Origin of the sequence: Mesorhizobium sp. WSM3860, from assembly GCF_002294995.1 — a bacterium.
Taxonomy (GTDB): domain Bacteria; phylum Pseudomonadota; class Alphaproteobacteria; order Rhizobiales; family Rhizobiaceae; genus Mesorhizobium.
Map to the genome: position 1 here is coordinate 262405 of NZ_NSGF01000002.1, position 21961 is coordinate 284365.

Annotated in this window: 23 protein-coding genes and 1 tRNA gene; 12 read left to right on the forward strand and 12 right to left on the reverse strand. The window is 62.4% G+C overall.

Annotation, left to right across the window (positions count from 1 at the left end; all coding sequences use genetic code 11):
• Nucleotides 1-6 precede the first annotated feature (6 nt).
• Together CK220_RS05130 and ureC are read right to left on the reverse strand one after the other, a co-directional pair.
• Complete coding sequence (locus tag CK220_RS05130) at nucleotides 7-642, reverse strand: glutathione S-transferase family protein (RefSeq protein WP_095810497.1); 636 nt, start codon at nucleotides 640-642, stop codon at nucleotides 7-9.
• Between the two features lie 106 nt (nucleotides 643-748).
• Entirely contained in the window at nucleotides 749-2464 is a 1716-nt protein-coding gene (ureC, locus tag CK220_RS05135; protein ID WP_176479003.1) for an urease subunit alpha, read from the reverse strand.
• A 179-nt stretch (nucleotides 2465-2643) separates the two neighbouring features.
• On the opposite strand from ureC, the gene CK220_RS05140 reads away from it, so the two are divergent.
• Together CK220_RS05140 and CK220_RS05145 are read left to right on the forward strand one after the other, a co-directional pair.
• Nucleotides 2644-3015 (forward strand): hypothetical protein, encoded by a 372-nt coding sequence (locus CK220_RS05140; RefSeq protein WP_095810499.1) that lies wholly within the window; start codon nucleotides 2644-2646, stop codon nucleotides 3013-3015.
• A gap of 117 nt (nucleotides 3016-3132) precedes the next feature.
• Nucleotides 3133-3636, forward strand: a complete 504-nt coding sequence (locus tag CK220_RS05145) for a hypothetical protein (protein WP_095810500.1) — start codon at nucleotides 3133-3135, stop codon at nucleotides 3634-3636.
• Between the two features lie 20 nt (nucleotides 3637-3656).
• Here CK220_RS05145 and CK220_RS05150 read toward each other — a convergent pair whose 3' ends face one another.
• Genes CK220_RS05150 through CK220_RS05170 form a run of 5 tightly spaced genes read right to left on the reverse strand, consistent with a single transcriptional unit; the run spans nucleotide 3657 to nucleotide 6037 of the window.
• The gene (locus CK220_RS05150; RefSeq protein WP_095810501.1) at nucleotides 3657-3962 is read right to left on the reverse strand and encodes an urease subunit beta; all 306 of its coding nucleotides are present in this window, start codon (nucleotides 3960-3962) and stop codon (nucleotides 3657-3659) included.
• Nucleotides 3963-3969: 7 nt separating this feature from the next.
• Complete coding sequence (locus CK220_RS05155) at nucleotides 3970-4563, reverse strand: HupE/UreJ family protein (RefSeq protein WP_095810502.1); 594 nt, start codon at nucleotides 4561-4563, stop codon at nucleotides 3970-3972.
• A gap of 26 nt (nucleotides 4564-4589) precedes the next feature.
• The gene (locus CK220_RS05160; RefSeq protein WP_095810503.1) at nucleotides 4590-4844 is read right to left on the reverse strand and encodes a DUF1272 domain-containing protein; all 255 of its coding nucleotides are present in this window, start codon (nucleotides 4842-4844) and stop codon (nucleotides 4590-4592) included.
• 10 nt (nucleotides 4845-4854) lie between these two features.
• The gene (locus CK220_RS05165; RefSeq protein ID WP_059188709.1) at nucleotides 4855-5157 is read right to left on the reverse strand and encodes an urease subunit gamma; all 303 of its coding nucleotides are present in this window, start codon (nucleotides 5155-5157) and stop codon (nucleotides 4855-4857) included.
• A 37-nt stretch (nucleotides 5158-5194) separates the two neighbouring features.
• Nucleotides 5195-6037, reverse strand: coding sequence for an urease accessory protein UreD (locus tag CK220_RS05170; RefSeq protein WP_176479004.1), 843 nt, complete (start codon nucleotides 6035-6037; stop codon nucleotides 5195-5197).
• A gap of 197 nt (nucleotides 6038-6234) precedes the next feature.
• On the opposite strand from CK220_RS05170, the gene CK220_RS05175 reads away from it, so the two are divergent.
• The 3 genes from CK220_RS05175 (at nucleotide 6235) to CK220_RS05185 (ending at nucleotide 8590) form a co-directional block, all read left to right on the forward strand.
• Nucleotides 6235-6489 carry an acyl carrier protein gene (locus CK220_RS05175; protein WP_040975089.1) on the forward strand — a complete coding sequence of 85 codons (255 nt, stop codon included), beginning with the start codon at nucleotides 6235-6237 and terminating at the stop codon, nucleotides 6487-6489.
• A 4-nt stretch (nucleotides 6490-6493) separates the two neighbouring features.
• Nucleotides 6494-7702: a beta-ketoacyl-[acyl-carrier-protein] synthase family protein gene (locus CK220_RS05180; protein WP_095810504.1), complete on the forward strand. Its 1209-nt coding sequence runs from the start codon at nucleotides 6494-6496 to the stop codon at nucleotides 7700-7702.
• 183 nt (nucleotides 7703-7885) lie between these two features.
• On the forward strand, nucleotides 7886-8590 hold the full coding sequence (locus CK220_RS05185; RefSeq protein ID WP_095810505.1) for a glutathione S-transferase N-terminal domain-containing protein: 705 nt from the start codon (nucleotides 7886-7888) through the stop codon (nucleotides 8588-8590).
• 8 nt (nucleotides 8591-8598) lie between these two features.
• Here the strand turns inward: CK220_RS05185 and CK220_RS05190 are convergent, their stop codons facing one another.
• The 3 genes from CK220_RS05190 to CK220_RS05205 all read right to left on the reverse strand — a co-directional run bounded on the left by CK220_RS05190 (nucleotide 8599) and on the right by CK220_RS05205 (nucleotide 11165).
• On the reverse strand, nucleotides 8599-8907 hold the full coding sequence (locus CK220_RS05190; RefSeq protein WP_095810506.1) for a hypothetical protein: 309 nt from the start codon (nucleotides 8905-8907) through the stop codon (nucleotides 8599-8601).
• Nucleotides 8908-9055: 148 nt separating this feature from the next.
• Nucleotides 9056-9667, reverse strand: a complete 612-nt coding sequence (locus tag CK220_RS05195; protein WP_095810733.1) for a nucleoside triphosphate hydrolase — start codon at nucleotides 9665-9667, stop codon at nucleotides 9056-9058.
• 394 nt (nucleotides 9668-10061) lie between these two features.
• Entirely contained in the window at nucleotides 10062-11165 is a 1104-nt protein-coding gene (locus tag CK220_RS05205) for a hypothetical protein (protein ID WP_095810507.1), read from the reverse strand.
• Between the two features lie 458 nt (nucleotides 11166-11623).
• On the opposite strand from CK220_RS05205, the gene CK220_RS05215 reads away from it, so the two are divergent.
• The 7 genes from CK220_RS05215 to CK220_RS05255 all read left to right on the forward strand — a co-directional run bounded on the left by CK220_RS05215 (nucleotide 11624) and on the right by CK220_RS05255 (nucleotide 19454).
• Entirely contained in the window at nucleotides 11624-12547 is a 924-nt protein-coding gene (locus CK220_RS05215) for a D-alanyl-D-alanine carboxypeptidase family protein (RefSeq protein ID WP_095810734.1), read from the forward strand.
• A 386-nt stretch (nucleotides 12548-12933) separates the two neighbouring features.
• Nucleotides 12934-13860, forward strand: coding sequence for a DUF1003 domain-containing protein (locus tag CK220_RS05220; RefSeq protein ID WP_095810508.1), 927 nt, complete (start codon nucleotides 12934-12936; stop codon nucleotides 13858-13860).
• A gap of 220 nt (nucleotides 13861-14080) precedes the next feature.
• Nucleotides 14081-14157 (forward strand) — tRNA-Arg (locus CK220_RS05225).
• An 804-nt stretch (nucleotides 14158-14961) separates the two neighbouring features.
• Nucleotides 14962-15945 carry a DNA (cytosine-5-)-methyltransferase gene (gene dcm, locus CK220_RS05235; RefSeq protein WP_095810510.1) on the forward strand — a complete coding sequence of 328 codons (984 nt, stop codon included), beginning with the start codon at nucleotides 14962-14964 and terminating at the stop codon, nucleotides 15943-15945.
• A complete protein-coding gene (locus CK220_RS05240; RefSeq protein WP_095810511.1) occupies nucleotides 15946-17880 on the forward strand; it encodes a hypothetical protein in 1935 nt (644 codons plus the stop codon).
• Complete coding sequence (locus CK220_RS05245) at nucleotides 17870-18448, forward strand: hypothetical protein (RefSeq protein ID WP_095810512.1); 579 nt, start codon at nucleotides 17870-17872, stop codon at nucleotides 18446-18448. The genes CK220_RS05240 and CK220_RS05245 overlap by 11 nt, the downstream gene beginning before the upstream one ends.
• Nucleotides 18449-18701: 253 nt before the next feature.
• The gene (locus CK220_RS05255) at nucleotides 18702-19454 is read left to right on the forward strand and encodes a DUF6339 family protein (protein ID WP_095810514.1); all 753 of its coding nucleotides are present in this window, start codon (nucleotides 18702-18704) and stop codon (nucleotides 19452-19454) included.
• Nucleotides 19455-19868: 414 nt separating this feature from the next.
• On the opposite strand, the gene CK220_RS05260 is transcribed toward CK220_RS05255, so the two are convergent.
• Both CK220_RS05260 and CK220_RS05265 read right to left on the reverse strand, forming a co-directional pair.
• Complete coding sequence (locus CK220_RS05260; RefSeq protein WP_095810515.1) at nucleotides 19869-20669, reverse strand: class I SAM-dependent methyltransferase; 801 nt, start codon at nucleotides 20667-20669, stop codon at nucleotides 19869-19871.
• Nucleotides 20670-20826: 157 nt separating this feature from the next.
• Nucleotides 20827-21933, reverse strand: coding sequence for a LacI family DNA-binding transcriptional regulator (locus CK220_RS05265; protein WP_176478989.1), 1107 nt, complete (start codon nucleotides 21931-21933; stop codon nucleotides 20827-20829).
• Nucleotides 21934-21961 lie beyond the last annotated feature (28 nt).

Here is a 21961-nt window from a genome sequence, read left to right on the forward strand (position 1 = left end):
TTGAATCTATGCATCGTGCTTTCCGGAAATCGATTCCGATTTTCGGGCCGATGCATTGGCTTGCGCCCGCGCGCGGGCGGGTCGCGACAGCACGCGATCGAAATAGGCGTTGACGCGATCGGAGTCGATCGGGAACCGGCCGGCGCGCGCCCAGCCGCCCATATCGCCGAGCAGGATATCGACGGCGGAAAAGCGGCCGCCGAGCGCGAAGGGCTTGTCGTCGAGCCGGCGGTCCAGCGCCTTCACTTCCGAAGCGAAATCATGGGCAGCGGCAGGGCCGACATCGACGCGCAGCTCCTTGGGCAGGATGAAGCGGTGGCGCAGCTTATTCCACAGCGGCGCTTCGAACTCGCTCTGAGCGAAATGCATCCAGGAATCCATCTCGGCGCGGCCGGCGAGGCCGGGATTGGCGCCCATTCCCTTATCGGCATGCTTGTCCGCCAGATAGACGCAGATCGCCGCCGAATCGGTGATTGTCAGCTCGCCATCGATCAGGATCGGCACCTTGCCGGACGGGTTGAGCGCAAAGGCCTCCGGCGAGCGCAGCTTGACCTCGACGAACTCATAGGGCTCCCCGAGCTCCTCGAGCATCCAGAGAACGCGGCTGACCCGGGAACCTCGTGATCCGACGGCCTTGTACATGGTTGGAATCCTGCTTTTTCCTGGACCCTAGACCATCCAAGCCATCAGCCCAATGGCGATCAGGCGATGGGGTCGAAGAGCCGCAGGATGAATGACTGCGGTAGCGCTAAAACAGAAAATACCGCTGCGCCATCGGCAGCACCGTCGCCGGCTCGCAAGTCAAGAGCTCGCCGTCCGCACGCACCTCATACGTTTCCGGGTCGACCTCGACATGCGGCGTGGCGTCGTTAAGCACCATGGAATGCTTGCCGATGCCGCCGCGCGTGTTTTCCACCGCGACCATGGCTTTTCCAACTCCCAAGCTGCCTTGGAGGCCGGCATCAAAAGCCGCCTTGGAGACGAAGGTGACCGAGGAGTTGGTCAGCGCCTTGCCATAGGCGCCGAACATCGGCCGGTAGTGCATCGGCTGCGGCGTCGGGATCGATGCGTTGGGATCGCCCATCGGGGCGGCGGCGATTGTGCCGCCGACCAGCACCATCTCCGGCTTGACGCCGAAGAAGGCCGGGTTCCACAGCACGAGATCAGCGCGTTTCCCGGCCGTCACGGAGCCGATCTCCTGCGACAGGCCATGCGCGATGGCCGGATTGATGGTGTATTTGGCGATGTAGCGGCGAACCCGGAAATTGTCGTTGCCGCCGGTCTCCTCAGGCAGCGAACCGCGCTGGCGCTTCATCTTGTCGGCCGTCTGCCAGCAGCGGATCGCCACCTCGCCGACACGGCCCATGGCCTGGCTGTCGGAGGAGATGATCGAGAAGGCGCCGATGTCGTGCAATATGTCTTCGGCCGCGATGGTTTCCTTGCGGATGCGGCTTTCGGCGAAGGCGATGTCCTCGGGGATCGACGGCGATAGATGATGGCAGACCATCAGCATGTCGAGATGCTCGGCCAGCGTGTTGACCGTGTAGGGCCTTGTCGGATTGGTCGAGGACGGGATGACATTGGGCAGGCCGCAGACCTTGATGATGTCGGGCGCATGGCCGCCGCCGGCGCCCTCGGTGTGGAAGGCGTGGATGGTGCGGCCCTTGATCGCGGCAACCGTGTTCTCGACAAACCCTGACTCGTTCAGCGTGTCGGTGTGGATCATCACCTGCACGTCATAGTCGTCGGCGACCGACAGGCAGCAGTCGATGGCGGCCGGCGTCGTGCCCCAATCCTCATGCAGCTTCAGCGAACAGGCGCCGGCGAGCACCATTTCCTCCAGCGCCGCCGGCCGCGACGCATTGCCCTTGCCCGACAGCCCGATATTCATCGGGAAGGCGTCGAAGGACTGGATCATGCGCGCCATGTGCCAGGGCCCGGGTGTGCAGGTGGTGGCCAGGGTACCGTGGGCCGGACCGGTGCCGCCGCCGAGCATGGTGGTGATGCCGCTCATCAGCGCTTCCTCGATCTGCTGCGGACAGATGAAGTGGATATGCGCGTCGAAGCCGCCGGCCGTCAGGATCTTGCCCTCGCCGGCGATGATCTCGGTGCCCGGACCGATGATGATGGTGACGCCATCCTGCGTGTCCGGATTGCCTGCCTTGCCGACTGCGGCGATGCGACCGTCCTTCAGGCCGATATCGGCCTTGACGATCCCGGCGATCGCGTCGACGACCAGCGCGTTGGTGATGACGGTGTCGACGGCACCGCCCGCCCTAGATACCTGGCTCTGGCCCATGCCGTCGCGGATGACCTTGCCGCCGCCGAATTTCACTTCCTCGCCATGGACGGTGAAATCCTTTTCGACCTCGATGAGGAGCTCGGTGTCGGCAAGCCGCACCTTGTCGCCGACCGTGGGGCCGTACATCTGCGCATAGGCGGCACGGGAAATTCTTGCCATCAGCGATTGCTCCCGAAAGCGAGGTTGCTGAGATAGATGTTGATTGGGCGCGGAGCGCACATTGTCGCCATCCAATGGTCACGCAATGACCCGCTCGACGACACCTTGCGAGCCCATTTGGCGGTTGAGGTGACCGAGTCAGCCCAAAACGAGCGTTTTCCAAACCGAGGGAAGGAATATCCATGCGAACGACGATACTTTTCGCGGCCGCCGCCAGCTTGATGATGGCGGGTGCGGCCGGCGCCCAGCAGCAGCCAGCGCCGCAGCCGAGCCCGGCGCCGGCGGCACCTGCTCCCGCCGCGCCCAAGGCGCCGACGATCGAGAGCGTCAGCATTGTCGATATTACGGAACTGCCAAAGGACACGCAGACGCAGGTCAACCAGATCGTGGCGCAACGCGGCGACGCCGGCCTGCAGACATTGCGCAAATCGATCGACGCGACACCCAAGGTGAAGTCCGCGCTCGAAGCCAAGGGGATGAGCTCGGCGCAGGTGATCGCCGCCAGCCTGCAGCCCAATGGCGCGCTGACGCTGATCATCAAGAAGGCGAGCTGACGACCGATGCTGGCGGGCCGGTCGCAGGCCCGTCAGCATCATCGCGAACGGAACCTCCCGCCGACGAGACTCGTTTCGCCTTTTTCGCCCCGCCACAAGTTCAACCAGGAGCGAGCGATGGCGAACGCCCCGTGCCCCGGAACAGGATTTCCAGCCCTTGTCGCGGCCATGCTTCTCGTGGCCGCCGCTCCAGCGTTTCCCGCGCAGCCTGCGGACGGCAAGCCGCCACTGGACAGCACCAAGCCGGGCGCGACGATCGTCGATTCCGACGTCCGGCAGGAGGAGGCGCTGTCGAAGACGGACGCCGGGAAGGTCACCACCGCCATCGACCGCACGCGCGACAATATCGGCACCGTGCGCAAGACGACCAAGCTGGATAGCGTCGATATCGTTTTCCTGACGGATGCCGCGCGCAGCGAAGGCGGGCCGCCGCCTGCGATCGAGAACAAGGTGAAGCAGCATCAGGAAGACGTCGCGGAGCTGCGGCAGGAGATCGAAGCGAACGCTCTGCTCTTCAATGCCATCGATTCGCGGCGCGTGCAGGCCGAGGACGTGCTTGCCGTCGAGTTCGACAATCCGGGGAAGGTCGTCATCTACGCGGCCGCCAAGCCGCCGAAGTGATTTGAGCGCGCCGCCACGCCTCACAGCTTGCCCATCACCTTCTGTTGAAATCCATAGACCTCGCGCTTGCCGCCGAGCGGCACCAGTGTGACGTCACGTTCCTGGCCCGGCTCGAAGCGCATGGCCGTGCCGGCGGCGATGTCGAGCCGCATGCCGCGGGCGCGTTCGCGGTCGAATTTCAGCCCCTCATTGGTCTCGAAGAAATGATAGTGGCTGCCGACCTGGATCGGACGGTCGCCGCTGTTGGCGACCTTGAGCGTCACCGTCGGCAGCCCCTTGTTCAACTTGATGTCGCCCTTTGCGGTGATGACTTCGCCGGGGATCATCGCGGCCTCACAGCATGCCGAAGGCAAGGCCCGCGCCTACCGCTGCGCAGGCGGCGCCGGCAAGACGGGTCAAGGCGCGGAAGCGGAGCCCAAGACCGACCGCGGCCGCGATGCCGATGCCATGAAGAAGCGCCGTCGCTACGGCGAAACCCGCCATATATTCGAGGCCGCCGGCATTCTCCGGCACTTCGGTGCCATGCGCATGGCCGTGGAACAGGGCGAACAGGCCGATGATGGCCATACCCCCCGAGACCGGCAGGTCGACCGCCAGCGCCACCAGCAACCCGAGGGCCACGACCGAAGCGAGGATACCAGGCTCGACGAAGGGCACCGGCACCTGGAGCATGCCGAGTGCTGCGCCCGCCACCATGACGCCAACGAAGGCGAGCGGCCATGCCCACACCGCCTTGCCGCCTTTCATCGCTGCCCACAGGCCGACCGCGATCATGACGGTCATATGGTCGAGGCCCGACAGCGGGTGCATGAAGCCCGCCGTGAAGGACGAGGTCGTGCCGACGCCGACATGGGCGTAAGCCGGCAGCGCCGCCGCCAGGAAAAGGATCGCGGCAAGCGCGGTGCGTTTCGTCGAAGCGGAAATCATGGGCGGGTCCTCTTCAAATTGCCGAGTCAGGCAGCCTTGCGTGGGCCGCAGCCCTCGGCCTTGAGCACGCGCCTCGTCGAGGCCGGATATTTTGCCAGCTTTGCCGCCGGCCGGATCGGCCGCGGCGCGAAATTGCCGCCGCAGTTCGGGCAGACGCCGCCGAAAACATTTTGCGCACAATCGGCGCAGAAGGTGCATTCGAAGGTGCAGATCAGCGCATCCGGTGCCTCCGGCGGCAGATCCTTGTCGCAGCATTCGCAATTGGGTCTGAGTTCCAGCATCGGATCCTCCTCACCGGATCGGTTCGTGCACGGTCACCAGCTTGGTGCCGTCGGGGAATGTCGCCTCGACCTGGACGTCGTGGATCATCTCGGCAATGCCGTCCATGACCTGGGCGCGCGTGACGACATGGGCGCCGGCCTCCATCAGCTCGGCCACCGAGCGGCCGTCGCGGGCGCCCTCGACGACGAAATCGGTGATCAGCGCGATCGCCTCGGGGTGGTTGAGCTTGACGCCGCGTTCCAGCCGCTTGCGCGCCACGATCGCCGCCATGGCGATCAGCAGCTTGTCCTTTTCACGCGGCGTCAGATTCATGCGTCTTCTCGGTATTCAAGATCAAAATATTCGAAAGTCAAAGTGACCATAATTTGGGCAGGCCAGCCCGTCCGTTGAGCAGATCGACGAGCGGAACCAGCCGCTTGCGGAGCTGGTAGCCGTCGCCGGCGATGAGCCTCGCAAGAAGCTTGCCAGATTGCCCGACGCTCCAGAAACTGGCGCCGCCCTGATCACCGATGATCGCGCGGGCGGGCTCCAGCAGGGTCTCCGCACCCGGGGAGACGAGAAGCATCGTTGCAATTGCAAGCGCGCCGCCGGCCACGGCCTGGCGCTGGAGACCGGCTGCGATATCCGGGCCGATGCGAAAGTCCTCGGCGTGGATGAGCCTGCCACCCTGGCGGACCCGCCAGCGGTCATGGAAAGTGCCCAGGATCGTCCGTTCACCCATCGCAAGCCGGCCGAACAGCGTCGCCTCCAAGAGCAGCGCCTCGGCGCCGGCCGCCAGTTCGACATCCAGCGCGCGGGCGAAGGCCGCGCGGTTGAAAACGATGGTTTCCTGCGGCAGCCAGGCAATGCGGCCGCCGTCGCCAACCGTGAGGCTGACCTTCGTCTCGGCCCGGTCGGATGCGGCGCGGTAAATCTTCTCGCAGGCCTGGGTGGTGATGGATGCCGAGGCGCCCTCGCCGACCTCGATCTCCCAGCCCAGCCGGTCGCCGCCCGTCAGCCCACCGGCCGTGTTGATCAGTACGGCCTCGAGCGGGTCGCCTTGCACCGCCGGCATGCGAATCTTCGCCGATCCATCCTGATAGAGACGTTGAAGGCGGGTCCTGCCGCCGCCCTTGCCGCAGAAAAGCCTGCCTCGCCCGGCAACACGTTGCGCGGCAGGCAAAGAAATCAGGATATCGTCGATCATGTCCACGGCGCCAACGTTAAGCACTCCACTGGCTTTGTCGATATATAGCTTGTTGCTTGACATCGTTTCGGTTTCTATAGAGGGAGCCACCTTGGAGCGGTCACGCGGATTCCTGGCGAGGTAAGGGGCGACGACGTTTGTGAATCCGGGGACACAGGGGCGCTGATCAGTTGGCGTCGGAAAACGACAGGGGAAGGAACCGAATGGCTGACCAGCTGACGACCGAAATCATCGAAAAGATCAAAGCGCATGCCGAACCCGGCGGCGAAGAAATCACGCCGAGCACGGATCTCAACACGCTGGGGATCCATTCGCTGGAATTGACCGAGATCATCTTCGATCTCGAGGAGAAGTACGGCATCGAGATCGAGATGAACACGGTCGACGCCTGGAGCAACCTCAAGAACGTCGGCGACATGGTCGAGGCGGTTCGCGAACTGATCGCGAAAAAAGCCTGACTGCATGCTCAAGCGCGTCGTCATCACCGGCATTGGCGGAATATGCGGGCTCGGCACCGATGTGCCGGCGATCTGGGACGCCATGCGCGCCGGCCGCTCGGCAATCGGCCCGATCGACAATCCTTCGCTGCATGACCTGAAGGTCAAGGTCGGCTCCGAGATCAAGGCGTTGCCGGATCACGGCATCGACCGCAAGCAGGTGGTGTCGATGGACCGCTTCAGCCTGCTGGCGGTGATCGCGGCGCGCGAAGCGATGCGGCAGTCCGGACTGGTCGCGCATACCGACAACACCTATCGGATGGGTGCCGTTGTCGGCGTCGGCGTCGCCGGCTTCGAGACGATCGAGGAAAATTACCGCGCGATCCTGATCGAAGGGCGCAACCGCGCTGCTATCTTCACCGTGCCGAAGGTGATGCCGGGCGCGGCCGCCGGCCAGGTCAGCATGAGTCTCGGCCTGCGCGGACCGGTGTTCGGCGTCACTTCGGCCTGCGCGTCGGCCAATCATGCCATCGCCTCGGCCGTCGACCAGATCCGGCTCGGCCGCGCCGACGTCATGGTCGCCGGCGGCACCGAGGCGCCGTTGGTCTGGGGCGTGCTCAAGGGCTGGGAGGCACTGCGAGTGCTTTCGCCCGACACCTGCAGGCCGTTCTCGGCCGACCGCCAGGGTCTGTCGCTCGGCGAAGGCGCCGGCATGGCGGTGCTGGAAAGCTACGACCACGCCGTGGCCCGAGGCGCTACCATCCTTGCCGAGATCGCCGGCGCGGGCCTCTCGGCCGACGCCTCCGACATCGTCGCGCCGACCGTCGAGGGACCGGAAGCGGCGATGCGCTTCTGCCTGGTGGATGCGGGGCTCAATCCCGAGGACGTCGACTATCTCAACGCGCATGGCACCGGCACCAAGGCCAACGACCAGATCGAGACCGCGGCGATCAAGCGCGTCTTCGGTGAGCATGCGAGCGCACTGTCCGTCTCCTCGACCAAGTCGATGCATGCGCATTGCCTGGGCGCCTCGGGCGGTCTGGAGATGATCGCCTGCGTGATGGCGATCCGCGACGGCATCGTGCCGCCGACCGCCAATTTCCGCGAGACAGATCCAGAATGCGATCTCGACGTGACGCCGAATGTGGCGCGCGAGCGCAAGGTGCGCGCAGCACTGAGCAACAGTTTTGCCTTCGGCGGCACAAATGCCGTGCTGGCCTTCAAGGCGATCTGAGACGGGCGATCCGACACGGGCGCTCGCCCATTCGCCGGACGCGTTTCCAACCTTGCGGGTACTTTCGTTGGCTGACCGTGCGCGGCAGGTCAATTGCCGGCCATATTGATCCCGAAGGGCCGGGATCCTAATTCTTGCCCGCCACGCGCGCGGCCACGCGCCCATCCGCATCCGGAGTCCCCGATGACCGACCTGTCCGCCTTTCCGATCGCCAAGCGCTGGCCGGCCAAGCATCCGGATCGCCTGCAGCTCTATTCATGGCCGACGCCCAACGGCGTGAAGATTTCGATCGCGCTGGAGGAGATCGGCCTGCCTTATGAGCCGCATCCCGTCGACATCGGCAAGAACGAGAGCTGGACGCCGGAATTCCTGTCGCTCAACCCGAACGGCAAGATCCCGGCGATGATCGATCCGAACGGGCCCGACGGAAAGCCGATCGGGCTGTTCGAATCCGGCGCCATCCTGCTCTATCTCAGCGACAAGACCGGCAAGCTGATCCCGGCCGATCCCATCCGGCGCTACGAGACGATCCAGTGGGTGTTCTTCCAGATGGCCGCGATCGGCCCGATCTTCGGGCAGGTCGGCTTCTTCAACAAATTCGCCGGGCGCGAGATCGCCGACAAGCGGCCGCTGGAGCGCTATCGCGACGAGTCGCGGCGCCTCATCGGCGTCCTCGAAACGCGGCTCAAGGGCCGGCAATGGATCATGGATGACGAGTTCACCATCGCCGACGTCGCGACGCTCGGCTGGGTGCGCAACCTGATCGGCTTCTACGAGGCGCGCGATCTGGTCGGCTTCGACGATTTCCCTGGGGTCGCGGCATGGCTGGAGCGCGGCCTCGCCCGACCCGCCGTGCAGAGGGGCCTCACCATCCCCGCGCGGGGCTGAGTGGCGCTCTATTTGGGCTTGGCTTTGGCGCCGCCTCGGCCGAGCACCGAAGCGGCAAGCCGCGCGGTGGCCACCACCGCGCCGGTCGCCACGCTTGCCACGGTGCGCATCGGACCGGACCTCGCCGCTGGCTTATGAGGCTTCGCGGCCTTCGCGGCGACCTTGTGCGCCGCGCCGGGCACGACCTTCTTGGGCGCCGCCTTGCCGAAGCTCGGCTTGGCGTCCTTGGAGCGCTCGGCCGCTGCCGGAGCGGCCCCAGCTTTGGATTGATTGGCTCTGCTTCTTGCAGGCGCGGGTTTTCTGGTCTTGGTTGCCATGAGACGGTTCCCTGTTATTCGCGCAATTCCGGAGGGAAAACCGTTCCAGACTTTCCCTGGAATTGCGTCAGCGCCACAATTCGGGTCATGGAGATAACGACCTGTAAATCTTAAGGTTCCCGCCCAAAAATAGTGAAAATTTAGCGGGTTAACCAATCACCAGGTCGGCCTCGCGGCGACGCGCCAGCACGCGCTCGATGTTGGGCATGTCGTTGGAGGCGATCCAGGCGCGGGCGTCCTCGTCGGACTTGCCATGGCCGCGCCAGCGCTCCATCAGCCGGCGCTCGAGCTCGTTGCGCGGCACATCGACGAAAATGGTGAAATCGAACAGCGCCGCCAGCCGCGACCACGGCTCCTCGTCGAGCAGCAGATAGTTGCCCTCGACCAGGATGAACTTGGTGTCGGCGGAGATGATCTCGGCCGCGGCGCGCGACAGTTCGATGCTGCGGTCGAAGACCGGAATGGCAATGTCCGGCTCGCCGGAGCGGATGCGCTTCAAAAGCGTCTCGAAGCCGGCGAAGTCGAAAGTTTCCGGCGCACCCTTTCGCGCGCGCAGCCCGCGCCGGTCGAGCACGATGTCGTCAAAGTGGAAGCCGTCCATCGGCACGACCTCGGACGTGCCCTCCGGCAGCAATTCATGGAGCCTGCCCGATATGGTCGACTTGCCGGCTCCCGGCGGGCCGGCAATGGCAACAACGAAACGCTTGGCCTTGCCGGCGCGCTTGAAGATGGCGGCAGTGATATGGGCTAAGTCAGACATCGGCGCCTCTTCGCTAGCGACTCCGGCCGCATCTTGGCGGCTGTTGGCGGAAATTTCAAACGTGGATGGCGACGTTTTCGGCTGCAAGCCGGCAATCGCATGCCGCCGGCGCGGTACAGAAATCCGAAACGCGGCGGGACAGCACCCCCCTCTGGCCTGCCGGCCATCTCCCCCGCAAGGGGGGAGATTGGCAGCGTCGTCGTCCGCGCTCTCCGTCCAATGTAGGCGATTGGCGAAAGCGGCAGTGACGTCTGATCTCCCCCCTTGCGGGGGAGATGGCCGGCAGGCCAGAGGGGGGTGTGAAGGAACGCGGCGTCACAGCAACTTTCTTAGTCGTCCCATCATCCCTGGAGCTTCGCTCCTGCTTCGCCCTGGAATGACGAACTCAAGGGCCTCAGGCCGGAACCGAGCGCCCGATGCGCAGGAATTCGTTGTCGAAGGCGATGTCTCTGGCCGAACCATCTGTCGCCACAAGATGCATGCCTCCATCCCCCGTTTTGATATCGGGCGGCTCGGCGCCGGAAAAGGCAACCGCGCCGATGACATGGCGGAAGGAGACGCTGCGCCCTTCGGCAAGCGCGAAGGCCGTCGCCACGCCTTCATGCTTCAGCCAGTTGTCGCCGAGCGAGGCGGCGTGGCCGACCGCGGCGCGGCCGTCCTCGATGCCAAGCACGCCGATGTGGCGGCCGCTCCAGGGCGCGTAGTCGCGCCCACCATTCGAGAACCACAGCATGGTGACCGGCAGCTCGGACGGGTTCTTCAGCACCAGCACCAGATCCTGCTCGGCGCGGCGGGCGAGCGCCGTCCAGCCCGGCCCGCCATGATCGGCCTCGACCAGGGTGATGAAATCCTCGCGCCGGTCTTCCATGCGGTAGTCGGTGAGATCGGCGGTGCCGCCGGCCGCGAGCGGGAAATGGTTGAGATCGGTGGCGCGGGCGGGATAGGCCAGGCGAAACCGGCCGCGCGCCGGATCGGGCTCCAGCGGGATCGCCGGCGTGACCGCCAGACGCTTCCGCGAGAAGGCGAGCCGGCCGCCGCCCTGCATCGCCGCCATCGGATGGTGGGCGACCGAAATGGCACCCGAACCGCCGGAAAAGACGTGTTCCTGGTAGAGGAAGGGATGGCTGTCGCGGAGCGTGAAGACCTTGTCGACGGAAGCACCCATCACCTTGCGGCGCAAGCGGAAGACGGCGCGCCAGCCGCCGGCGATGGCACTGCTCTCGACGACATCCCACTCGCTGTTGGCCGTCCAGCCATGGAGGGGAGCTTCCTCGACATCGCTGGTGGAAAACGGCGCGCAGAGGAAATCGCCGGACAGGCGCACCGTGCCCTCCGGCAGGTTTTCCGGCAACGCCGCGCGCGGCGAGCCGACCCAGGGCGCGCGGTGCAGCGGCTTCAGGCGGCGGCCATCGGCCTCGATTTCCAGGGCGGCGATGTGGCCGACGGCGAGATCGAGCGAAACCGAGATGCCTGTTGCGTTGATGCTGAGGGTGTCCATTGCTAAACCTCGAATCTTCGGTGACAACAAAGCCTGACCGGCGGCAGGGGCGCAAGCAGGGCGATAGGCATTTTGCATCAGGCGAATGCCACCAATTGTCGAACTCGGCGCTGCCCCTCACGTGCCTGCCGGCATCCTCTCCCCGTATAGTGACGGGGAGAGGGACGCTGTCGCCGTCGATTTCGCCAATCCCCAGTGTTGCAGGAAAAGCGCCGAGCCTGCGGCCAGCCCCCTTCTCCCCGTCACCATACGGGGAGAAGGTGCCGGCAGGCGGATGAGGGGCGGCGCCAACTTCGAAGGCAATGCAACCCGGTGCAAACCGCCAAAAGCTGGGCAAATGCCTCATTCCCGCCGTTAACCAGTTGGACGGGGCGGATGCGGTACGCTAGCTTCGCCGCATCTCAGCAACCATTTTTAGAACAGTCTTGACCACTCCGCTTTCGCTCCTCCAGAAACTGATGGCCGCGCTGGCCCTGCTGCTCCTGCTTGCCGGCTGCACCACCGCCGCGCCGCCGGAAAGCGTGCTGGCCGTGCCGGCGCAGCCGCAGAAATATGCGGCGATCGTGGTCGATGCCTCGACCGGCAAGACGCTGTTCGAGGTCAATTCGACGGCGCAGCGCTATCCGGCGTCGCTGACCAAGATGATGACGCTCTATATGCTGTTCGAGGCGCTGGAGAGCGGCCGGGTGAGCAAGGAGACGCAGATCCCGGTATCCAACCACGCCGCCTCGCAGCCGCCGACAAAGCTGCGCTTCAGGCGCGGCGAGACGATCGACGTCGATTCCGCCATCCGCGCCATGGTGGTGAAGTCGGCGAACGACGTGGCGGTGGCGGTGGGCGAATATCTCGGCGGCGGCAGCGAGGAGCAGTTTGCCGCCATGATGACCGCCAAGGCGCGGCAGCTCGGCATGACCAGCACCAATTTCCGCAACGCCTGCGGCCTGCCCGACGACGGCCAGGTGACGACGGCGCGCGACATGGCGGTACTGGGCATCGCGCTCGAGCGCCGCTTCCCGCAGCATTTCCATTATTTCTCCGAAAGCGATTTCATGTTCCGCGGCCGGCTGGTGCGCGGTCACAACGACATGCTGGGACGGGTGCGCGGCGTCGACGGCATCAAGACCGGTTATATCCGCGCCTCCGGCTACAACATCGTCACCTCCTACAATGCCGACGGCAGGCATCTGATCGTGGTGGTGATGGGCGCCCAAAGCGCGCGCCAGCGCAACGACCATGTCGAGGCGCTGATCCAGCGCAGCCTGGCGCCGATGAGCGCCGATGCCCAGACGCGGCTGATGTATGCCGGGCAGCAGCCGGCCGGTTCGGCGCTTCCCGGTTTGCCGGCGCCAAGTTCGTCGCTGCCGGGTTTGCCGGCGCAGTAGCGCGTCGCAGAAAACCTTGAAATGCCGGCGGGACAGTCTCCACCGCGGGCGAACAAATCGTCCACGGCGCTCCCCCGCTCCGTCTCGGCTTCGCCGAGCCACCTCTCCCCCGCTCTCGCGGGGGCGAGGAACCCAAGCCTGCGAAAGGTCGCGGCCTTGGCGATTGGCGTTTCCTCGCCCCCATGAAATGGGGGAGAGGTGGCTCGGCGCGCAGCGCCGAGACGGAGCGGGGGCGGCGCTGCCCTACACGATTGCACGCGGAATCCGGCGAAGCGGCCTCCACCCATCACAACAACTTGTTCGGTCACACCAGCTTCACAGTCGCAATGGATATGCCGCGCCGGCTCGGCGTATCGTAGCGAAGCCCGAGAACAGGAGCACTGAGCATGGCCGGCGACCCAAAGGCATCCGCGCAGACAATAGCCGACACCGAAAACGACTCCGGCGGCGAATATCTCGAGGCGGCCACCGTGCCGGAAGACCAGCATGAGGCGGCCGACGAGATCCTCGAAGCGCCGGAGGTGCCGGATTCCGAGCCGCACGTGCCCGGCACGGCGCGCACAAAGCCCAAGAAAAAACCGTCGGCGATCAGCGGCCGAAAGTTCCGCAAGCGCGACCTGGTGCGCATCGACGACCTGAGACCGAGCCTCGCCGACCGCATCCGCTCCGACCACCCCGACCTGCCGCGCGGCGCCCGCATCAGCCGCGAGGAGCTTTCGCGCTATCGCATGCGCTACATGGAGGAACTGCTGCAGCAGGAGCACGGCGAATTCTCCGAGCTCGACCGCCAGGTGGTGGAATCGATCGCGAGACAAGACACGATCTCGGAAAACTCGGAAGAAGAGTTCGAGGAGCACCGCTCCTTCGCCGACCGCGTCTCCGACAACATGGCCGAGTTCGGCGGCAGCTGGTGGTTCCTGATCTCGTTTGCGGCCGTGCTGCTGATCTGGATCGGCATCAATCTGTTCGAAGGCACGACAGGCGCCTTCGACCCCTACCCGTTCATCCTGCTCAACCTTTTGCTCTCCTGCATCGCCGCCATCCAGGCGCCGATCATCATGATGAGCCAGAAGCGGCAGGAAGCGAAGGACCGGCTGCGCTCCTTCAACGACTACCGGGTGAACCTGAAGGCCGAGCTTGAAGTGCGGCACCTGCACGAGAAGCTCGATTATCTCATCTCGCGCCAATGGCAGCGGCTGGCCGAAATGCAGCAGATGCAGCTCGACGCCATGCACGAGCTGACGGCGAAGAAGCAGAAGCGGGCGACGCACGGAACAAGGCGCAGGGTGGCGAAGAGCGAGGCGGAGGGGTGAGGCCAAGGCCTGGGTTCCTCGCCCCCACAAAGTGGGGAGAGGTGGCTCGGCGAAGCCGAGACGGAGCGGGGGAGCGCCATGTCCGATAACCTATCGACCAGACAATCAACCATCACAGGCCGCCGCCACTCCAATTGGCCGTTGAAGCCCGGAGCGGCTTCCGCTAAGAAGCCGTGGCTGGCCGGCTCACCGGCCGGTTCGTTTTCCGGTTTCCCGGGAAGCACCCGTAGCTCAGCTGGATAGAGCGCTGCCCTCCGAAGGCAGAGGTCACAAGTTCGAATCTTGTCGGGTGCGCCAAACACAGTGGCAGATATCGTCAGTCTGCCTGAATATCTCCAAGCAAAACATGTTATTGGAGTTTCTGAATGGCGTCCAGTATAGACTTCAAATTGGGCAAGAATATACATGCCCAGGCGAAATAATACTTTTGAGTCTTATGTTAATGGCAGATCGACTTGATCCAACACAACGCAGCGAGAATATGCGAAGAATTCGAGCGTTCGGGACGCAACCCGAATTGCGTATTAGGCGACTCGCGCATAGGTTGGGCCTCCGCTTTCGTTTGCACCGCAAGGATCTGCCGGGAACCCCCGACCTTGTGTTCCCCCGTCATAGAAAGGCAATCTTCGTGCATGGTTGCTTTTGGCACCAGCATAGCGGTTGCCGCTATGCTCGTTTGCCAATCACCCGCGAAGACTATTGGCTCCCCAAGCTGACGCGCAATATGCAACGCGACGCGCGGGTAAAGGCGGCGTTGGAGACTCAGGGGTGGCGAGTGCTGGAGCTGTGGGAATGCCAAACACGTGATCCTGAAGAGGCTAGGCTTGCAATCTGGCGTTTTTTCAACGATCGGCCGGCTCTTGAACAATCGCACGGGTCTGGCCCTAACTTTTTCTGCTGCACGACGTAATGCGAATTTGTTAGAGCAGGTTCTTGCGTCGAAGACGTGTGACTTTTCGCCTCCCAACCAAGCTATGTGGTCAGGCGCGAGAGAGACTCCGACCGTGGGCGAATGGGCTTGTCGATGAAGACGCACCTATTGGTGGCTCGGTGGTCGGCGGGCTGCGAGGACGGCATTCGGGAGATAGAACTTTGGCAGCCATGAAATGCGGAGCACTATTCTCTGGTATCGGTGGCTTCTGCCTAGGATTCGAAGGAGCGGGCTTCAGCACGGCGTGGGCTGTAGAAATCAATGAACACGCAACAGCCACCTATCGCCGAAATCTTCCGAACGTTCGCCTTCTCGATAAGAGTGTCACCGATGTCACTGTATCGGGCGACCGTTTGGAGCCTGTTGATGTCCTTCACGCGGGGTTTCCCTGCCAAAGTTTCTCCCAAGCCGGTGAACGACGAGGCTTTGATGACCCACGGGGAAAGCTCTTCTACGAAATTATTCGGCTGATTAGCGAGTTCGGCTCAGACAAGCCTAAGGTACTTGTTCTAGAGAACGCGCCGTTCCTGCGCTACGGCGAAGGCGGAGCTTGGTTTTTGGAACTTCAACGGGCTATCCGGAAAGCGGGTTACTGGTTTCGCCCGGAAAACAGCTGCGAACTAACCGCCAATGAACTTACCGCGCTACCGCAGCAACGTACCCGACTGTTTATGGTTGCGCTGTCTATGGATGCCTTCCGCAGTGGTCGATTTGAATTTCCGACTGAGCGGGACCTCACTCCAAAGAATATGCGCAATTATATTGACTTCGATGGCCATGCTGAGGAGGAATATTACCTGCCTCGGGAGAACCGGTACTTCAAGATGATCAGCAATACGGTAACAAACCGTGAATGCTTGTACCAGCTCCGGAAATACGAAGTTCGCGCCAAAGAACCTGGCGTGTGCCCGACACTTACCGCCAATATGGGCTTGGGTGGGCACAATGTGCCATTTATCATGAATAGCCATGGATTGCGAAAGCTCACTGAGCACGAATGCCTTAGGCTTCAGGGATTTCCCAACGATTTTTCATTCCCCGACGACGTTCCGCGTGCGAAACGCTACATACAGGCTGGCAATGCAGTGACAGTGCCTGTAGCCAAATTACTTGCAGAAAAAGTGAAGGTCAGGCTTGAAGAGGAGGGGTACTGAATGACGGCGGTGGGGTTTGAATTCCCGATAGATAGTTCGGGCCAATGGGATGGGTTTAACGATCCGGGCATAGAGCACTTTGCAGGGAGCCGACTTCAACACCTTGGGAGGGAAGTCCCCCAGAATACAATTGACGCCAGAATTGGTTCTCCAGCCCGCATCACAGTTTCATTGCGCAAGGTGCCTGTGAAGAGTCTCCCCGGGGTGACAGACCTCAGGGAAGCCGTTACTCAATGTGCTAAAGCCGCTCTGGGCGAGGACAGCGAAAAGGCTGTCAAGTTTTTCAATGATGCCACCAAGATCCTTGGGGGCAAGGACTTATATGTCCTCCAGTTGCGAGACTCGAACACAACCGGCCTTCAGGGCCCGTGCGTGAACGGAAAGCCCTTCTTCGCTCTCATGAAAGCGACTGGTCAAAGTAAGAAGGTGGGAAGCTCAACTGGCTCCTATGGCATCGGAAAGTTTGCTCCGTTTACTTTATCCGAACTCCGCACGGTATTCGTCAGCACGGTTTGGACCGACGAGAAAGGTCAGCCTCACCACTACGTCCAAGGCAAATCGGTTTTGATGTCGCATCTCGATGCTCAGAAACGAACAAGGCGTGGCACGGGCTTCTGGGGAGTCCGCAAGCAGTGCCAACCCATTGAGACGCTCAGTGACGATATTCCTAACTGGTTGCGGCTAGTGACTCCGGACGGTGGGCTGAAGGGTCAGCAAGGCACAATGCTCAGCGTTGTTGGCTTTTTGCCAACCAGAGGTTGGCAGAATGTGCTGACTGCTAACATCGTGGAGAATTTCTTCGGCGCCATAAGCCGGGGTGAACTCGAGGTGAAGATCGATGATGGCACCCTGATTAGTGCCGCTACACTCAGTGGCCTGCTCGCTAATCCCGATCTCAAGGACTCAGTTTCTGATCAAGCCGGTGAGCCCGAGAAGTTTGAGAATGTCGCAAGTTATCTTCGCGCACTTGAAGGCGGACCTGAGGTGCATGTCGAACAATCGGAAAATTACCATTTGGGAGAGTGCGAACTTCGGATCCTTGTAGGCGAGAATCTACCCAGGCGGGTGGCTGTACTGCGTAACGGCATGCTGATAACCGAAACCCTTCCCGGACTCATCCGCTTTGGAGACTTCAAAGAGTTCGTCGCCGTACTTGAGTGCAAGTCTGAAAAAGGGCTGAACCTACTTCGTGCGATGGAACCGCCTCGCCACGATGCCTTTGAACCCGATCGGCTCCCTCCAGATCGCCGCCAGCACGGCCGCACGGCGCTGCGTGAACTCGTTGTCTGGGTGCGCAACATGCTGATGCGCCATGCCAAGGATCCTGTACGTGAAGAAACCAGTCTTGATGAATTGGCGGATTTCTTTGGAGATGAAGACGAAGAAGGCATCACGAAACAAAGGGACGAGAATCCGGCAGGCGCGATTGTGATCAGAGCACGCGCAATAAAACCCAAACTCGGTAACGGCACGTTTGAAGCGAGTGCTGCAAGTGTGGATGACGAAGAGGGTGGAATAGCTGACGGTAGCGGTGACGGGGATAGCGATGGTCTCGGCGAAGGCGATGGCAACGGAGGAGGAGAAGAAAATGGCGGAGGCGGAGGCGATCAGCCACCGTCAAAAAATGGAGGAGCCCAACCTAAGCGTACACAGAGCTCTGGGTTAGCTCTTGGTGATGTGCGCGCCGTGCCCTTGGCACCGAACCGTCGGCGCGTCGCCTTCACACCTTCCGCTTCGGGTACCTTGCGAATTGAACTGCAGGATTCAGGCGCTGACACAAATTATGCTTTGTCAGTGCATGCCGCGAGCGCCGGCACTATCAAAGATGGTCGCATCGAAGGGGTCGTGGCGAACGCTGGCGAACGTTGCATTATCGATGTTGAACTTGGCGCCGAATTCCAGGGCACTTTGAGGGTAGTGGCTAATGCAATTTGATCTGTTGCGCGCCTTTCCGTATCCGGTACTTCGCCCGGGAGTCGACGATTATCGGGACAGTGATATTCAAGCTACCGTCTATTTCGAAGAAACATCTGGCAGCAATATCATTACAGCGGAGATAGATTTCGCCCTTAGCGTGCCCGAGATAAAGAAATTGGTCTCGGACGGAGTAGCCCACTATGTCGTTGTCTTTGCTTGCCGCGACACATATTTCCGAAAAGCTTCAATCAAAGAACAATCGAGCTTCACTGAAACTTTCTCGGCTGGCGAGTTGCGTGGAGAGGTACTAATTTACCCGTACATAATCGCGTCGTCAGTAATCACCGATTTTGAATGCGCATGGATCAATGAGGAGTTTGGTCCCGGGCCTTTTTCGTTTCCAAATGGTGCCGTTCTTGCGCTTGATCAACCTCAGTCGATCTACATTGATCGCGACGCCTTCAAGCCAATTAGCTCCTGCTTCTCAATGGTCAAGAGGGACAATATCGCTGACAACGAATGGCAGGTCCAAGCGGATGGCCACAAGGTTCAAATTGCGTCAGTCCAGCTCTCAAAGCACGCATAGATGCAGCTCGGAATACGAAGGAAAATCGTGCCATACTGATAAACTCCATCTATTTTGCCGCCGTGATGCAGTGCTTGAGTCTCCTAAAACGCGAAGAGAGCGAGTTTGACTATCGTTGGGCGCATATTTTCAAGCGAAGGATGACCGATCAAGGGATCGATATAAATAGTCATGACGAGGTCTGGATCGCCCAGCAACTCATGCGCCATCCAATTAGCGTTCTGGATAACTACTTCTTTGGGGAAAACGGCGAATGACTAAGGTTCGCTTCCTTCGAGCTACAGCTCTTGAAGAGCTTCGCGCCAATATTCGGATAAATCTCGGTGCTTATCGAACCGGCAGCTTCAGCGAGGTCTCCGCTGATTCTTCGTATTGGTTTGAGCACGACATTGAATTCGATGAGGGAGCGCTTGCCGCGCTTCAACCGCCAGTCGACGGGAAGTTCTTTGAGGTCGAGAATTGCGCTATCGTTTATCGTGCGCTGTCCGAACTAAGTCCGTATGAAGCGCGGGATGAGCGCTTGTGGGTTTACCTCAGCCACACAGTGTTGCTTCAGCACGCTAGGGCCAGGTGGCCCATTCCTGCAGATGATGATGCGGCAACCAAGCACGTCGCAAAGCATTTTTTCGCGCGCGATAAGCGGCAGGTCGAACGAGACAACGTGGGATCACGTCTCTGGTGGATGGCACATCTATGTGCCCGCATCAGTTCGATGGACCACGAACAGGCTCTTCGCGCATTCCTATTTCGATCAGATGTCCGCGCCAACTTGGTCGAGCGGCCCACTACATCACAATGCTCGGACCTCTTTGGCGCGATCGTTCGGAAGTTAGCCACCTCGCTCGACGGAGAGAAACAGCTGTTCCAGCGATCTATGTTCCGTAGGCTTATGACGGAAATCAATTCCGTCGGTGGCTACAAACTACTTGATTGTCTGCCATACACCCAGCTCGAAGGAATACTCGACGAAATAATAGTGAACAGACTGCAGCTAAAGAGTCTTTGATTTGGTCTTCATAGCGCGGGCGGTGAACGATTCGACGGCGGGTTGAGCTTCGATGTATGTCCCTCACCCCAGCCGTCTGGCGTATCGCCGCCGCCAGCCGCTCCACCCCCTCCCGCGTCTGCGCCGCGTCGCAGGCCGCGTAGCCCAGCACCAGCCCCTGCGTGGCCGCCGTGTTTTGGAAATATTTCGACAGCGGCGAGACGTTTATCGCCCTTCGCGCGGCGGCCTGGCTGACCTGATGTCGTCGATGCCGGGTTTCAGATAGCCTACCACCTGGATGCCGGCTCCGGCGGGCGTGATCTCGTCGCGCAGGCGCCCGGTCACGATCTCGCGGAAGAGCTGGCGGCGCCGGGCATGCCGTTTCGACGCAATTGCGGGTGGAAGACCGCTGCGCGCTTTTTCCCGGAGCTGCTCTCAGGGCACAATGCCCCTGCAAGCCCAAGCCACATTGGCAAACGACCGCGCACCATCGCCCCGCCCTGCCTCAAACGCGTCGCGCACCGCCGCCTCGACGCGCCCCCGCTCTGCCGCATCAAGCGTGGTCATATATTTCCCGAGCGGGCCTTCGCCGGCCGCAATCGGCGCCCAGTAGTCGTCGAAATTTTCGTAATCCATGCGGATCATCAGCTCGGTTTCGGTGACGTCGGCCAGGCCCTGTTCGACGAAGGTCCGCTTCATCTCGCCGGGCTGCATCATCGGCTGAAAGCAGTAGCGGCTGCGCATCTGGCGGCCGCTTTCGCTGAGCGCGGCAACGGTGTCGATCATCATGCGCATGCCCGGCATGCCGCCGAGATGGTCCCACACCACGGCCGCGACGACGCCGCCCGGCCGCGTTACGCGGCGCATCTCGGCCACCGCCTTGCCGGCCTCCGGCACGAAATGGAGAACGAGCAGGGCAAGGGCGCGGTCGAACGCATTGTCCGCGAAAGGCAGCGCCGTGGCGTCCGCTTGGCTGATGGTGATGCGCGGATCGGTGTTCCTCTCCTTAGCCGCCGCGACGAAGACGGGCGAAAAATCGATGGCCTGGATTTCGGCGAGATCACGCGACTTGGCCAATTCGAAGGTCAGGCTGCCGGTGCCGCAGCCGACGTCGAGGATCTTTTCGCCGGCCGCCAGGCCGGCGAAGTCGATGAACTTGGGCGCGAGCCGGCGGCTCCAGCGGCCCATCAACTGCTCATAGCCGGAGGCGGCGTGAACGGTGAAGCTCGAGGTCATGGCTCTCTCCCTTGGACGGAGTTCAGGCTAGACCGGTAGGGGAAGGATGCCAAGCGAGGTGGCAAATCGCAGATGGCGCTCCCCCGCTCCGTCTCGGCTTCGCCGAGCCACCTCTCCCCCACTTTGTGGGGGCGAGGAAATGCCAACCACGAGCGCCCTATGCCGCTTCCTTCACCCCCGCCACGCTCTCCCGCTCCACCAGCGGACATTCCAGCTTGGTGACGGGATAGCGTCCCCGACCTGGCGGCGGCGGCGTCTCCAATTGCTCGATCGCCCATTGGCCCATCGCCAGGTGCGGCAGGATCGATGTCGTCAGCGGCGGGAAGAGGTGGCGGGCGATCTCCTCGTCGTCGTAGCCGATCACGGAAATGTCCCCGGGGATATGCAGGCCGGCCTCCTTCAGCGCCTCGTAGCAGCCGATCGCCGTGCGGTCGTTCTGGCAGAAGATGGCGGTCGGGCGGTCTTTCAACGCGAGCAACCTGACGGTTGCCGCGTAGCCGGCGCTGGCCGACCAGTCGCCCTCCACCACCAGGTCCGGATCGAAGGGGATGTCGGCGGTGGCCAAAGCGCGGCGATAGCCCTTCAGCCGATCCTGCGCCGCCTGCATCCAGGGCTCGCCGGTGATGGTGGCGATGCGGCGGTGGCCGCGGCTGATCAGATGCCGGGTGGAGTTCTGGCCGCCGGCGATCTCGGAGGGCACCACGGCCGGGAAGGCATAGTCGGCGGTGTAGCAGTTGAGCAGGATGACCGGAATGTCGAGGCTGTAGAGGAACTCGGGCGCGGTGATCTCGCGGGTGAAGATGGTCATGTAGATCAGCGCCGAGAGGCCGCGCCGGGTGAGCGCCTGGACGGCACGCGGCTCCATGACGGCATCACCCATGGTCTGCGCCACCAAGAGCACGTTGCCGGCATTCCACGAGGCCTGGCGCGCGCCCTCGATGGCGACCACCGCCTCGGGGCTGGTGGCGAGTTGGTCGACGGCAAAGCCGATGACGCCATCCAGCCCTTCGAAGGGCGTGACGGGCGGACGCAAAGCTGAAAAGACCGGCGGCGAATAGCCCAGCGCCCGCGCCGCCTCGATCACACGGTCGCGCGTCTGCTGCGACAGCCTGATGCCCGGCGAATTGTTGAGCACGAAAGAGACCGTCGCCTGCGAGCAGCCGGCGGCCCTCGCTATATCGGTCATGGTGACCCGGCTCTTGGGCTTGGCCGACGACTTGCGTCGTGTTTCCGGTGGATCGCGCAGTTGCGTCGGTTCGCTCATGATCGTTTCCCAAACCTGCCGGCTGTTA

What these genes read in the sequence shown, in the direction of transcription:
- CK220_RS05130 (WP_095810497.1), bottom strand. Translation starts at nt 642, where the DNA reads ATGTACAAGGCCGTCGGATCACGAGGTTCCCGGGTCAGCCGCGTTCTC.
- CK220_RS05140 (WP_095810499.1), top strand. Translation starts at nt 2,644, where the DNA reads ATGCGAACGACGATACTTTTCGCGGCCGCCGCCAGCTTGATGATGGCG.
- CK220_RS05145 (WP_095810500.1), top strand. Translation starts at nt 3,133, where the DNA reads ATGGCGAACGCCCCGTGCCCCGGAACAGGATTTCCAGCCCTTGTCGCG.
- CK220_RS05150 (WP_095810501.1), bottom strand. Translation starts at nt 3,962, where the DNA reads ATGATCCCCGGCGAAGTCATCACCGCAAAGGGCGACATCAAGTTGAAC.
- CK220_RS05155 (WP_095810502.1), bottom strand. Translation starts at nt 4,563, where the DNA reads ATGATTTCCGCTTCGACGAAACGCACCGCGCTTGCCGCGATCCTTTTC.
- CK220_RS05160 (WP_095810503.1), bottom strand. Translation starts at nt 4,844, where the DNA reads ATGCTGGAACTCAGACCCAATTGCGAATGCTGCGACAAGGATCTGCCG.
- CK220_RS05165 (WP_059188709.1), bottom strand. Translation starts at nt 5,157, where the DNA reads ATGAATCTGACGCCGCGTGAAAAGGACAAGCTGCTGATCGCCATGGCG.
- CK220_RS05175 (WP_040975089.1), top strand. Translation starts at nt 6,235, where the DNA reads ATGGCTGACCAGCTGACGACCGAAATCATCGAAAAGATCAAAGCGCAT.
- CK220_RS05180 (WP_095810504.1), top strand. Translation starts at nt 6,494, where the DNA reads ATGCTCAAGCGCGTCGTCATCACCGGCATTGGCGGAATATGCGGGCTC.
- CK220_RS05185 (WP_095810505.1), top strand. Translation starts at nt 7,886, where the DNA reads ATGACCGACCTGTCCGCCTTTCCGATCGCCAAGCGCTGGCCGGCCAAG.
- CK220_RS05190 (WP_095810506.1), bottom strand. Translation starts at nt 8,907, where the DNA reads ATGGCAACCAAGACCAGAAAACCCGCGCCTGCAAGAAGCAGAGCCAAT.
- CK220_RS05195 (WP_095810733.1), bottom strand. Translation starts at nt 9,667, where the DNA reads ATGTCTGACTTAGCCCATATCACTGCCGCCATCTTCAAGCGCGCCGGC.
- CK220_RS05205 (WP_095810507.1), bottom strand. Translation starts at nt 11,165, where the DNA reads ATGGACACCCTCAGCATCAACGCAACAGGCATCTCGGTTTCGCTCGAT.
- CK220_RS05215 (WP_095810734.1), top strand. Translation starts at nt 11,624, where the DNA reads ATGGCCGCGCTGGCCCTGCTGCTCCTGCTTGCCGGCTGCACCACCGCC.
- CK220_RS05220 (WP_095810508.1), top strand. Translation starts at nt 12,934, where the DNA reads ATGGCCGGCGACCCAAAGGCATCCGCGCAGACAATAGCCGACACCGAA.
- dcm (WP_095810510.1), top strand. Translation starts at nt 14,962, where the DNA reads ATGAAATGCGGAGCACTATTCTCTGGTATCGGTGGCTTCTGCCTAGGA.
- CK220_RS05240 (WP_095810511.1), top strand. Translation starts at nt 15,946, where the DNA reads ATGACGGCGGTGGGGTTTGAATTCCCGATAGATAGTTCGGGCCAATGG.
- CK220_RS05245 (WP_095810512.1), top strand. Translation starts at nt 17,870, where the DNA reads ATGCAATTTGATCTGTTGCGCGCCTTTCCGTATCCGGTACTTCGCCCG.
- CK220_RS05255 (WP_095810514.1), top strand. Translation starts at nt 18,702, where the DNA reads ATGACTAAGGTTCGCTTCCTTCGAGCTACAGCTCTTGAAGAGCTTCGC.
- CK220_RS05260 (WP_095810515.1), bottom strand. Translation starts at nt 20,669, where the DNA reads ATGACCTCGAGCTTCACCGTTCACGCCGCCTCCGGCTATGAGCAGTTG.
- CK220_RS05265 (WP_176478989.1), bottom strand. Translation starts at nt 21,933, where the DNA reads ATGAGCGAACCGACGCAACTGCGCGATCCACCGGAAACACGACGCAAG.